The sequence below is a fragment of the Micromonospora sp. NPDC049101 genome, assembly GCF_040648675.1.
GTDB lineage: Bacteria > Actinomycetota > Actinomycetes > Mycobacteriales > Micromonosporaceae > Micromonospora.
In genome coordinates, this window is record NZ_JBEZED010000035.1 from 70,186 (window position 1) to 81,773 (window position 11,588).

10 protein-coding genes and 1 pseudogene are annotated in these 11,588 nt (G+C 70.9%); 4 read left to right on the top strand and 7 right to left on the bottom strand.

Annotated elements, in window-relative coordinates; translation table 11 throughout:
- Positions 1–8: 8 nt before the first annotated feature.
- The 6 genes from AB0B57_RS32850 to AB0B57_RS32875 all read right to left on the bottom strand — a co-directional run bounded on the left by AB0B57_RS32850 (position 9) and on the right by AB0B57_RS32875 (position 6,366).
- The gene (locus AB0B57_RS32850; RefSeq protein ID WP_357078845.1) at positions 9–1,190 is read right to left on the bottom strand and encodes an ROK family protein; all 1,182 of its coding nucleotides are present in this window, start codon (positions 1,188–1,190) and stop codon (positions 9–11) included.
- 22 nt (positions 1,191–1,212) lie between these two features.
- Positions 1,213–2,475: an ABC transporter permease gene (locus AB0B57_RS32855; protein WP_357078848.1), complete on the bottom strand. Its 1,263-nt coding sequence runs from the start codon at positions 2,473–2,475 to the stop codon at positions 1,213–1,215.
- Positions 2,472–3,290, bottom strand: coding sequence for an ATP-binding cassette domain-containing protein (locus AB0B57_RS32860; RefSeq protein ID WP_357078851.1), 819 nt, complete (start codon positions 3,288–3,290; stop codon positions 2,472–2,474). Before AB0B57_RS32860 ends, AB0B57_RS32855 begins: the two co-directional genes overlap by 4 nt.
- Before the next feature lie 114 nt (positions 3,291–3,404).
- The gene (locus tag AB0B57_RS32865; RefSeq protein WP_357078854.1) at positions 3,405–4,499 is read right to left on the bottom strand and encodes a substrate-binding domain-containing protein; all 1,095 of its coding nucleotides are present in this window, start codon (positions 4,497–4,499) and stop codon (positions 3,405–3,407) included.
- A gap of 180 nt (positions 4,500–4,679) precedes the next feature.
- The gene (ybaK, locus tag AB0B57_RS32870) at positions 4,680–5,159 is read right to left on the bottom strand and encodes a Cys-tRNA(Pro) deacylase (protein WP_357078858.1); all 480 of its coding nucleotides are present in this window, start codon (positions 5,157–5,159) and stop codon (positions 4,680–4,682) included.
- Between the two features lie 10 nt (positions 5,160–5,169).
- Positions 5,170–6,366: a methyltransferase domain-containing protein gene (locus AB0B57_RS32875; protein WP_357078861.1), complete on the bottom strand. Its 1,197-nt coding sequence runs from the start codon at positions 6,364–6,366 to the stop codon at positions 5,170–5,172.
- Between the two features lie 259 nt (positions 6,367–6,625).
- On the opposite strand from AB0B57_RS32875, the gene groES reads away from it, so the two are divergent.
- The 4 genes from groES to AB0B57_RS32895 all read left to right on the top strand — a co-directional run bounded on the left by groES (position 6,626) and on the right by AB0B57_RS32895 (position 10,931).
- Positions 6,626–6,940: a co-chaperone GroES gene (gene groES, locus AB0B57_RS32880; RefSeq protein ID WP_030330046.1), complete on the top strand. Its 315-nt coding sequence runs from the start codon at positions 6,626–6,628 to the stop codon at positions 6,938–6,940.
- A gap of 70 nt (positions 6,941–7,010) precedes the next feature.
- Positions 7,011–8,654, top strand: a complete 1,644-nt coding sequence (gene groL / locus AB0B57_RS32885; protein ID WP_357078864.1) for a chaperonin GroEL — start codon at positions 7,011–7,013, stop codon at positions 8,652–8,654.
- A 127-nt stretch (positions 8,655–8,781) separates the two neighbouring features.
- The gene (locus tag AB0B57_RS32890) at positions 8,782–10,437 is read left to right on the top strand and encodes a molybdopterin-dependent oxidoreductase (protein ID WP_357078867.1); all 1,656 of its coding nucleotides are present in this window, start codon (positions 8,782–8,784) and stop codon (positions 10,435–10,437) included.
- A gap of 101 nt (positions 10,438–10,538) precedes the next feature.
- Positions 10,539–10,931, top strand: coding sequence for a hypothetical protein (locus tag AB0B57_RS32895; protein ID WP_357078870.1), 393 nt, complete (start codon positions 10,539–10,541; stop codon positions 10,929–10,931).
- Between the two features lie 312 nt (positions 10,932–11,243).
- On the opposite strand, the pseudogene AB0B57_RS32900 reads toward AB0B57_RS32895, so the two are convergent.
- Positions 11,244–11,588 (bottom strand): annotated as a pseudogene (locus AB0B57_RS32900) (hypothetical protein); the annotation flags it as partial.

Below are 11,588 nucleotides of genomic sequence, written 5' to 3' on the forward strand. Positions count from 1 at the left end.
TACGCGGATCAGCCCACATCGAGGGGGTCGGCGAGGAGCCGTTCGAAGGCCAACTCGGCGGCCCCGAGCAGGGGTGCGTCCTCGCCCAACTTCGGCGTACGCAGCCGGACGTGCTCCAGGCAGGCGGCGAGCGCGTTGGAGTTGAGCCGGCTGCGGACCTGGGCCGCCGAGGCGAGGTAGAGGTGGCGCATGGTGCCGCCGAAGATGACCATTTCCGGGTTGAAGACGTTCACCAGGTTGGCCAATCCGAAGCCGAGCCAGTCACCGGCCTGGCGGACCGCGGTCTGGGCGCGGGCGTCGCCCCGGTCGGCGGCGTCGAAGACGGCCAGCAGCGCGTCGGGACCTCGGGCGTCGGCGCGTCCGGCGGCGCGGAGCAGGCCGTGCTCGCCGATCTCGGTCTCCCAGCAGCCCCGGGAACCACACTGGCAGGGTCGCCCGTCGACGACCACCTTCATGTGGCCGACCTCGCCACCGTACCCACCGTGCCCGGTCAGTCGACGCCCGCCGGCGATGATGCCGGCACCCACGCCGACGTCGCCGTACAGATAGATGACGTTGTCGCAGCCGGCCGCCACACCCCGTGCGTGCTCGGCGAACGCGGCGACGTCCGCCACGTTGCCCACCGTGACCGGCACCCCGATGCCCAGTTCGGCGGCGAGGGTCGCGCCGATCGGCTCGTCCACCCAGCCGGTGGTGGGGCCGAGCCGCACCAGGCCGTCGTCGCGGCGGACGATGCCGCAGACCGCGACGCCGGCGCCGACACAGATCGCGTCGTGCGGCACCGTCTGCTGCATCTCCTTGAGCGCGCCGGCCAGCAGCGGCGCGGCCTCTGCGGCCTGTAGGCCGCGCGGTCGGTCCAGGTCGCGGCGGTCCAGGACCGCGCCACCCAGCCCGATCCGGGCCGCGCGCAACCGGTCCACCTCGACGGAGTACGCGTACGCGTAGACCCGGGCCGACTCGGGCCGGACGACCAGTGACGGTCGGCCGGCCCGGCCGGTCTCCTTCGGTGCACCCTCGCTGACCAGACCCACCGCGGACAGGTCGGCGGTGAGCGCGCCGATGGTGCTGCGGTTGAGGCCCAGCGTGGTGGTCAGTTCGGCGCGTGTCGTCGCCCCGTGGACGTGCACGTGCCTCAGCAGGGCCCCGAGGTTCTGCCGTCGGACGTGATCCTGGCTCGGTCCTGGGCGCATCCTGGTGCTACCTCCCGCGCGGCTAGCGGGTGCCGGTGGCTGCCGCGCGGCGGCGGGAGAGTGCGTCGACGCTGGCGGCGAGCAGCAGCACAATGCCAGTTACCACGTACTTGACTCCCGCGCTGTAACCCATCAGGCCCATTCCGTTTTCGATGACCGCGACCACCGCGCCGCCGAGGACGGCGTCGAGGACGCGGCCCTTGCCGCCGAAGAGGCTGGTGCCGCCGATCACCGCCGCGCCGACCGCGTAGAGCAGTACGTTACTGCCACCGGTGTTCGGGTCGACCGAGTTGGCCCGGCTGGCCGCCACGATGCCACCGATGGCGGCCATGGACGAGCAGATCACGAAGACGGAGATCCGGATCCGGTCGACGCCGATGCCGGCGCGGCGGGCCGCTTCCCGGTTGCCACCCACGGCGTAGATGTGCCGGCCGTAGCTGGTGCGTTGGAGCACGAAGGTCCAGATGACCAGCAGCACCGCGATGATCGGCACCACGATCGGCACGCCCTTGAGCGAGACGATGAGGACGTTGCGGCTGCGCTCCAGGTTGAGCACGTACACCGCGGTGCCGAGGATGACGGCGAGCCCGCCGATCCGCAGCGCCACCACCGCGATCGGGTCGGTGATCAGACCGCGGGCCGACCGGTTGCGGTGGCGCAGCAGTTGCACCGCCGCGTAGCCGACGACGGCGACAGCGGTCAGCGCCCAGCCCAGGACGGGGGCGAGGTTGCGGTTGGCGATGGCGACCAGCACCTCGTCACGGACGGAGATGTTGGTGCCCTCCTGCACGAGCAGCAACACGACGCCCTGGAAGGCGAGGAAGCCGGCGAGAGTGACCACGAAGGACGGAATGCCGATCTTCGCGACCAGCAACCCGAGCGTGGTGCCGATGACCACACCGGTGACGATCGCGGCGAGCACGGCGACCCACCAGGGATAGCCGAGCACGGTGACCACATTGGCCAGCACCGCCGCGCAGACACCGCTGGCGAAGCCGGCGGAGAGGTCGATCTCGCCGAGCAGCAGCACGAAGACCAGGCCCATCGCGATCAGCGTGACCGCCGCGCCCTGGGTGAAGAGGTTGGCGAAGTTACCGGCCGACAGGAACGACGACGGCCGCATGATCGCGAAGACCGTGCAGAGCACGATCAGGCCGAGTACGGCCGGGAGCGCGCCGACGTCGCCGCCGCGTACCCGGCTGAAGTAGTTGCGGACGTGGCCCCCGACGGTCGGCGCCGGTGTGACGGCCGCGGGGCCGTCCTTCCGCACGGCGGTGGTGGTCATCGGGCGCCTCCTGAGATCGAGTCGGCCGGCTGCGGGCCGTCGCCGTTGCTGCCCGGGTCGGTGGCGAGGCCGAGCCCGCCGGAGCGCCCGGCGGTGATCAGCTCGACCACCTGGGCATGCGTGATGTCGGTGGTCTTCACCTGGGCGACCATCTGGCCGAGGTACAGCGCGGCGATCCGGTCGGAGACGGCGAAGACGTCGTTCATGTTGTGCGAGATGAGCACCACGGCCAGGCCGTTGTCGGCGAGGCGGCGGACCAGTTCGAGAACCTGGGCGGTCTGTGCCACGCCGAGCGCCGCGGTCGGCTCGTCCAGGATGACGAGCTTGCTGTTCCACAGCACCGCCTTGGCGATGGCCACGGTCTGGCGCTGACCGCCGGAGAGGCTGGACACGTGCTGACGCAGCGAGGTGACGGTGCGGATGGAGAGCCCGGCCAGCGTCTCGGCGGCGAGCTGTTCCATGCTCGGCTCGTCCAGGACGATGCCGCTGTGCTTCTCCCGGCCGAGGAACATGTTCTGCACGATGTCCAGGTTGTCGCAGAGCGCGAGGTCCTGGTAGACGACCTCGATGCCGAGCGTGGCGGCGTCCCGGGGGCTGCCGATGTGCACCGGTTCACCGTTGAACAGGATCTCGCCGGCGTCGGTGGGGTGGATGCCGCTGATGCACTTCACCAGGGTCGACTTGCCGGCGCCGTTGTCGCCGACCAGTGCGGTCACTTCGCCCGGGTGGACGCTCAGGGCGACGTCGCGGAGCACCTGGACGGGACCGAAGCTCTTGTCGATCCCGCGGAGTTCCAGCAAAGGGGTCGCGGACACGGGGGTCTCCTTCTCAAGGGAGGGTCGGGGCCCGTCCGGCGGGCGCCGCCCGGCACGGGAGGGTGCTCCCGTGCCGGGCGGCGATTGTCGTCCCGGCGGGTACTGCGACGTCCGTCAGCTGATGCCGGCTTCGGTGCAGAACTTGGCGTACGCCGCGGTGCAGACCTGCTCCTTGGTCGCGTAGCCGTCGGCGACGACGTCCTTGACGTTGTCCTTGTAGATGGCCTTCGGGGTGAGCAGCACCGAGGGGACGTCCCGGCCACCCTCCGGGTCCTTCACCGTCTGGCCGGTGTCCTTCTTCTCGCCCTTGGCCAGGGTGATGGCCAGCTCGGAGGCCGCCTTGGCCTCTTCCCGGACGGCCTTGTAGACGGTCATGCACTGGTCACCGGCGAGGATGTTCTGCAGACCCTCGACGCTGGCGTCCTGCCCGGTCACCGGCACCTTGCCGTTGAGCTTGTTCTTCTTGAGGATCGAGATGGCGGCGTTGCCGAGAGTGTCGTTGGCGGCCAGCACGCCGTCGATCTTGCCCTTGGCCGCGGTGAGCTGCTGCTCGAAGATGGTCGCGGCGGTGGGGCCGTCCCAGCCCGGCACGGCGTCGTCCGGGCCCTTGGTGTATTCCTTGGCGTCGAACTTCGGCTTGAGCACCGAGTCGTAGCCGGACTTGAACAGGGTGGCGTTGTTGTCGGTGGGGGAGCCGTTGAGGTACGCCACGACCGGGTTCTTGGCGCCCTTCTCGGTCAGGCACTTCGCCAGACCCTCGCCCTGGAGCTTGCCGACGGTCTCGTTGTCGAAGCTGACGTAGTACTGGGCGGAGCCGCCGAGGGTGAGCCGGTCGTAGTCGATGGTGGCGACGCCCTGCGACTTGGCCTTGTCGAGCACGGCCTTGCCGGTGCCGGAGTCCAGGTTGACGATCATCAGGGCGGTGACGCCGCTGGTGATCATCTGTTCGGCGATCGTCTGGAAGGCGGTCTTGTCGTTCTGGGCGTTCTGGATGTCGTATTGGACGCCGGCAGTCTTGAACGCCTCTTCCAGGAAGCGGCGGTCGGCCGTCTCCCAGCGGGGGGAGGACTTGCTGTCCGGAAGGATCACGCCGATCTTGGGAGTCTTGGTCGAGCCGGCCTTGTCGCCGCCGGAGTCGTCGCTGCAGGCGGTCAACCCGCCGGTTGTCAGCAGGCCCACGGCGGCGATGGTGAGGATCCCCTTACGCATGTGCAGGGTCCTTTCGGGGGTGGGGGAGGTGTTGTTTTTGTTGTGTCCGGCAACGTATTGCGCGTCACACCGGCTCCACAAGACCGCTCCGGTGCCTAGTTTGTTGGCAGCGATAACAATTCAGCAACGCGACTGTTACTCCGTGGGTATCCCACGGCGTAGTCGACGTAACGAAGGGTGTCAGCGGGTCTGCAACGGCGCGGTGCGGGCGTCGGTCAGCGCCACCAGAGCCGTCGCGGCCAGTTCGAGTTGCAGACCGCGCCGACCAGCCGAGACGTAGATCGTCGGAAGATCCAGCGCGGATTCGTCAAGCACTGTGGGCAGTCGCCTGCGCTGCCCGAGCGGGCTGATCCCCCCGCGTACGTAGCCGGTGGCCCGCTCGGCGACCGCCCGGTCGGCCAGCGCCGCCCGCTTGCCGCCGACCGCCGCCGCGAGCGCCTTGAGATCCAGCTCGCCGGTGACCGGCACGACCGCCACGGTGAGCGCGCCGTCGACCTCGGTCACCAACGACTTGAAGACGCGCTCCGGTGCCACGCCGAGCGCCACCGCCACCAGCGCGCCGTAGTTCGGGGCGTCCGGCGACACCCGGTAGGGGTGCGTGCGGTGCGCGACTCCGTGCCTGACCAACAGTGCCGTCGCCGGGGTGCCCTGTCCTGCCACACCCGCGACGCTAGTCGACCGGCCGACCGATCAGCACTGTCGGTGCGCCGGCGACCCGGGTGAGCACCAGGCTCGCCGCCGCGTCGCCGGCCAGCCGCAAATCCCGGCGCAGCTGCTCCGGGGTGAGCGCGGAACCCCGCTTGAGGATCTCCACCCGGCCCACCCGGCGCTCGCGCAGCAGCGTCCGCAGTCGCTTGAGCGAGAACGGCAGCACGTCGGTGATCTCCAGGCAGCGCGCGTACGGGGTGCGGGTCGGCTGGTCCGCGTAGAGGTAGGCGATGCTCGGGTCACCCAGGTTGGCGTCCAGTTGGGCGGCCAGTTCGGCGACGAGGTGCGCGCGGATGACCGCCGCGTCCGGGTCGTACAGGTAGCGCCGGGGCGGCCCGACCGGCGCCTCGTCGGCACCCGAGCCGGTGAGCTGGTGGCGGCGGGTCTCGGCGCCCTCCTGGCGGTAGAGCGTGGCGCGGCGGGGCACCTCCGCCAACTCCCCGCACCAGAGCGCGGCCTCGACCAGGTCGCCGTCCACACCGACCCACTCCGCCTCCGCACCCGCCGGGATGAGCGCGTGGTCCAGGCCCGGTGCCACCTTCACCACCGTGCGCGGCACCCGCTCGGCCAGCCCGGTGACGAAGTCCCACGGCGGCGAGAAGGCGCGCGGGTCGAAGATTCGTCGCCCGGTGCCGCTGCTGCGGCGGGCCGGGTCGCAGAAGACCCCGTCGACCCGGGAGACGTCGAACGCGGTGGCATCCCCGCACTCGACGGTGAACAGCTCGGCCAGCCCGGCCGCCGTGGCGTTGGCGGCGGCCATCGCCGCGGTCACCGGGTCGGCCTCCACCCCGTACACCCGGATGCCGGCACGGGCGGCGGCCAGCGCGTCCGCGCCGAGGCCGCACCCGAGGTCGGCCAGGGTGCGCACGCCGGCCGCGGACAGCCGGACGGCTCGACGGTCGGCGACCACCCGGCGGGTGGCCTGCTCCAGGCCGGGGCGGGTGAGGAACATCCCGGCGGCGACCGGGCCGAACTTGCCGGCCGCCCGGTGCCGCAGCTCGGCCTGGGTGAGCGCCGCCGCGGCCAGCGTCGGCGGCACCCCGGCCGCGCGCAGCGCCGACGCCGCGACCAGCGGATCACCGCCGGCCAGACCGGCCGCCGTCGCGAGCGCGGCCGACCCCTCGGGGGTACGCAGCGCCGCCAGCTGATCGAGATCCACCCGGTCATTGTCCGGGTGGACCCGGAAATCCGGGCTGGCGGGGCGCGACTCGCTGGCACTCTCCTTGACGGAGTGCTAGCCACGGAATAACCTGCGATTAGCACTCTCACCCTGAGGGTGCCAGCTTCCGGGTCTCGCGACCCGGGTGCGCACGCCAGGCGGACCGGCACCCGCGACGACGGTCCCGCCCGGTGGCATGAGGCAGATTGACGCTGGTTGGCCCCGCCGGCCAGCAACGAAACCAGTACCCCAGGAGGGTATGCCCGTGACTACCGCGACCAAGGTTGCGATCAAGCCGCTCGAGGACCGCATCGTGGTCCAGGCGAACGAGGCTGAGACCACCACGGCGTCGGGCATCGTGATCCCCGACACCGCCAAGGAGAAGCCGCAGGAGGGCACCGTCCTCGCTGTGGGCCCGGGGCGCGTCGACGACAACGGCAACCGGGTTCCGGTTGACGTGCAGGTCGGCGACACCGTCCTTTACTCGAAGTACGGCGGCACCGAGGTCAAGTACGCCGGCGAGGAGTACCTGGTGCTCTCCGCCCGCGACGTCCTCGCGGTCATCGAGAAGTAAGCAACCGATCAGTTCCATTGCCCCGGTCCGGCTCGCCGGGCCGGGGCAGTGGCGCTTCGAAGGGACATTAATGGCGAAGATCCTGAGCTTCTCGGACGACGCCCGACACCTGCTGGAGCACGGTGTCAACGCCCTCGCGGACGCGGTCAAGGTCACCCTCGGCCCGCGCGGGCGCAACGTCGTCCTGGACAAGAAATTCGGTGCGCCGACGATCACCAACGATGGTGTGACCATCGCCAAGGAGATCGAGCTCACCAACCCGTACGAGAACCTTGGCGCGCAGCTGGTCAAGGAGGTGGCGACCAAGACCAACGACGTCGCCGGTGACGGCACCACCACCGCGACCGTGCTGGCCCAGGCCATGGTTCGCGAGGGCCTGCGCAACGTGACCGCCGGGACCAACCCGGCCGGCCTCAAGCGGGGCATCGACGCGGCGGCCACCAAGGTCTCCGAGGCGCTGCTCGGCCGTGCCGCGGAGGTCACCAGCAAGGAGTCGATCGCGAACGTGGCGACGATCTCCGCGCAGGACGCCACGATCGGTGATCTCATCGCCGAGGCGATGGAGCGGGTCGGCCGCGACGGTGTCATCACCGTCGAGGAAGGCTCCATGCTCACCACCGAGCTGGACGTGACCGAGGGTCTCCAGTTCGACAAGGGCTTCATCTCGCCGAACTTCGTCACCGACCTGGAGGGTCAGGAGTCCGTCCTCGAGGACGCGTACATCCTGGTCACCACCCAGAAGATCTCGGCGATCGAGGAGCTGCTGCCGCTGCTGGAGAAGGTCCTGCAGAACAGCAAGCCGCTGCTGATCATCGCCGAGGACGTGGACGGCCAGGCGCTCTCCACCCTGGTGGTCAACTCGCTGCGCAAGACCCTCAAGGTGTGCGCGGTCAAGGCCCCGGGCTTCGGTGACCGGCGCAAGGCGATGCTCCAGGACATCGCGATCTCCACGGGCGCCGAGCTTGTCGCCCCGGAGCTGGGCTACAAGATCGACCAGGTTGGCCTGGAGGTGCTCGGCACCGCTCGGCGCATCGTGGTCGACAAGGAGAACACCACGATCGTCGACGGTGGCGGCCAGAAGGCAGACGTCGCCGACCGGGTCTCCCAGATCCGCAAGGAGATCGAGGCCTCCGACTCCGACTGGGACCGGGAGAAGCTGGCCGAGCGGCTGGCGAAGCTCTCCGGTGGCATCGCCGTCATCAAGGCTGGCGCGGCCACCGAGGTCGAGATGAAGGAGCGCAAGCACCGCATCGAGGACGCCATCGCGGCGACCAAGGCCGCGGTCGAGGAGGGCACCGTCCCCGGCGGCGGCGCCGCCCTGGTGCAGATCCGCTCGGTGCTCGACGACGACCTGGGCTTCACCGGTGACGAGAAGGTCGGTGTCTCGGTCGTGCGCAAGGCGCTCGTCGAGCCGCTGCGCTGGATCGCCCAGAACGCCGGTCACGACGGTTACGTCGTGACGCAGAAGGTCGCCGACCTCGACTGGGGCAACGGCCTCGACGCCGCCAAGGGCGAGTACGTCGACCTGGTCAAGGCCGGCATCATCGACCCGGTGAAGGTGACCCGCAACGCGGTCACCAACGCCGCCTCGATCGCCGGCCTGCTGCTCACCACGGAGAGCCTCGTGGTGGAGAAGCCGGAGCAGGCCGAGCCGGCCGCCGCCGGTGGCGGCCACGGTCACGGGCACGGCCACCAGCACGGCCCGGGCTTCTGATCCGGTAGTTGAACCGGGGCACACCGCCGTACGGCGATGTGCCCCGGTTCGCTCGTTGAGCCGGTAGGTCATTACCGAACGCTGACGTTGTTGGCGACCGGGCAAGATGATCGCGCACACTGGGCCGATGAGCACCACGTCGCGGCGGTACGCCGCGCTGGCCGGGGTCACCGCCGCCGCCGTCGCGATCGGAATCGCCGAACCGGTGGCCGTGTTGACCGGCCCGCGGTCGGCGCCCCTGGTCGCGGTCGGCGGGGTGGTCGTCGACGCCGTCCCCGAGTCGCTGAAACAGTTCGCCATCGACCTCTTCGGCACTGCCGACAAGATCGCACTGCTGGTCGGCACGGGCCTGCTGCTCGGAGCGTTCGCCGCCCTCTTCGGTGTGCTGGCCGTCCGCCGACTGGCACTGGGCCTCGCCGGCATCGCCGCGTTCGGTGTCATCGGCGTGGCCGCCGCCCTGACCCGCTCCGGTGCCGACGCGGCTGACGCGCTGCCGTCACTTGTCGGTGCCGGCCTCGGCGCCCTGGTGCTCTGGCTGTTCATCGCCGGCCCGTTCGAGCTGGACCCCTGGCCCTGGTCACCACCCACACCGATCGTGCCGCCGGCCGGGTCGGTGCCGCCTGGTGGGTCGGTGTCGCCCGCTGCGCCGGTACCGGTGGCTCCGGGCGGGCGGTCCGCGGCGGCGAACGAGCCGGAGGGGGCTACGGGGGTCGACCCGGAGTCGCGGCGACGCTTCCTCACCGGCAGCGGAGTGCTGCTCGGCACCGCCGTGGTGGCCGGTCTCGGTGGGCGCTGGCTGGCCGGCCGGCGCGGGGTGTCCGCCGCCCGCGACGCGATCCGCCTGCCCGCGCCGGTCGCCCCCGCACCGGCCCTACCGGCGGGCGCGGACCTCTCGTTGACGCAGCTCGCGCCGTACGTCACCCCGAACTTCGGTTTCTACCGGATCGACACCGCGCTTGTGGTGCCCCAGGTCGACCCGGACACCTGGCGGCTGCGGATCCACGGGCGGGTCGGCACCGAGCGCACCTACAGCTACGCGGATCTGCTGGCTCGGCCGCTGGTCGAGCGGTACGTCACGCTTGCCTGCGTCTCCAACGAGGTGGGCGGGGACCTGATCGGAAACGCCCGCTGGCTCGGCGTACCCCTTCGGGAGCTGCTGGACGAGGTCGAGCCGGACGCCGATGCCGACCAGGTCGTCGGCCGGTCGGTCGACGGCTGGACCTGCGGCACCCCCACCGCCGCCTTGCGCGACGGGCGGGACGCGCTGTTGGCGGTCGGCATGAACGGCGAGCCACTGCCGGTCGAGCACGGCTTCCCGGTCCGGATGGTCGTGCCCGGCCTCTACGGGTACGTCTCGGCCTGCAAATGGGTGACCGAGCTGGAGCTGACCCGTTTCGCCGACTTCGACGCGTACTGGGTGCCGCGCGGCTGGTCCGCCCAGGGCCCGATCAAGACCCAGTCGCGGATCGACACACCCCGGGGGCGTAACCGGCTGACCACCGGCCCGGTCACGGTCGCCGGTGTGGCCTGGGCGCAGCATCGGGGCATCAGCCGAGTCGAGGTACGCGTCGACGGCGGCCCCTGGCAGCAGGCAGCGCTGGCCCCGGCCGTGTCGGTGGACACCTGGGTGCAGTGGTCCTGGCGCTGGGACGCCACGCCGGGCGAGCACCGACTCCAGGTTCGCGCGACGGACGCGACAGGCGAAACCCAGACCGAGCGTACGCAGGACGTCGCCCCGGACGGCGCCACCGGCTGGCACACGGTCACCGTCACCGTCCGCTGAGCGGGGGTCGTTCCTCGCGCGCCGGAGTACGCCGACTGCCGTACCCCCGATGACGTCACCGGGCGGACGCGGACCGGACGGTACCGGGACAGGGTGAAGCCATGACTGTTACCGCACGGACGTTCACCATCGCCGGCCTCGTCGTCGGCGCCGCGGGCATCGGCGTGCTGTGGGCCGCCGGGGTTGAGTTTCCCGTCGCCGTACCGCCCGGGATGATCATCCTGTTGGCTGGCGCCCTCTTCGTCGCGTTCGCACCGTGGCGCTGGTCGCCCGCGGTGGGCGCGCTACTGGGTCTGTTCGTGGCCGTCGGGTTCGCGATCAGCCCGACCGGGGTGGACAACCTGCTCGGGCGGCACGGTGCCGACGTGGCGACCGGACAGTCGATCCAACTGATCGGGGTGCTGACCGCGCTGGTCGCCGGGGCGCTCGCCACCAACACCGCCCGTCGGATGCCGCAGAGTCAGCCATCCCGGCGGCCGGGGGTCACTCGCTGAGGTCGCCGGCGAGCCGATCCATCAGCGGGCGTCGGCGCGGGTCGCCCTGCTGCGGCCGCGACGCCACCAACCCGAAACCAACCGCCTGCACCCTCGCCGGAGGCGAGATCTTGGACAGTTTCCGTTTCGCGAGAACGGAAACTGTCCAAGATCTCGGAGCATCCGGTTCTTGGGCGGGGTGGTTACGTGCACTGCGCAGCGCGTCGCAGCCCGTCACACCGGTCAGACCCGGGTACGCCGCTGGCCGGCACCCCGAGTTGTGGGGTGCCGGCCAGCGGTCGGTGTCCTGCGGTGGTGCTGTGCTGTGGTGGGTCAGCTGTTCCAGTGCTGGCCGACCAGGTCGGTGGCCTGCTGCTCCCACTGGGCGTAGGCGTCGGGGTAGGCGGAGACCTGCACGGTCTGTGCGGCCTGGGTCAGGGGCATGTCCTGCCAGCCGTCGACCTGCTTGAGGCCCTTGAGGAACGCGGTGGTGGAGTAGGCGGGGTCGGTGATCTGCTCCGGGGTACCCCAACCCGAGCTCGGGCGCTGCTGGAACAGGCCCAGCGAGTCGTGGTCGTTCATGTCGCCCAGGTGGCCCAGGTTCTCCAACTTCGACTCCTGCAGGCTCGTCGCGATCGAGATGACCGCGGCCCGCTCGGGCAGGCCCGCCTTCTTCGT

What these genes read in the sequence shown, in the direction of transcription:
- AB0B57_RS32850 (WP_357078845.1), bottom strand. Translation starts at nt 1,190, where the DNA reads ATGCGCCCAGGACCGAGCCAGGATCACGTCCGACGGCAGAACCTCGGG.
- AB0B57_RS32895 (WP_357078870.1), top strand. Translation starts at nt 10,539, where the DNA reads ATGACTGTTACCGCACGGACGTTCACCATCGCCGGCCTCGTCGTCGGC.
- AB0B57_RS32855 (WP_357078848.1), bottom strand. Translation starts at nt 2,475, where the DNA reads ATGACCACCACCGCCGTGCGGAAGGACGGCCCCGCGGCCGTCACACCG.
- AB0B57_RS32890 (WP_357078867.1), top strand. Translation starts at nt 8,782, where the DNA reads ATGAGCACCACGTCGCGGCGGTACGCCGCGCTGGCCGGGGTCACCGCC.
- AB0B57_RS32865 (WP_357078854.1), bottom strand. Translation starts at nt 4,499, where the DNA reads ATGCGTAAGGGGATCCTCACCATCGCCGCCGTGGGCCTGCTGACAACC.
- groL (WP_357078864.1), top strand. Translation starts at nt 7,011, where the DNA reads ATGGCGAAGATCCTGAGCTTCTCGGACGACGCCCGACACCTGCTGGAG.
- groES (WP_030330046.1), top strand. Translation starts at nt 6,626, where the DNA reads ATGCCCGTGACTACCGCGACCAAGGTTGCGATCAAGCCGCTCGAGGAC.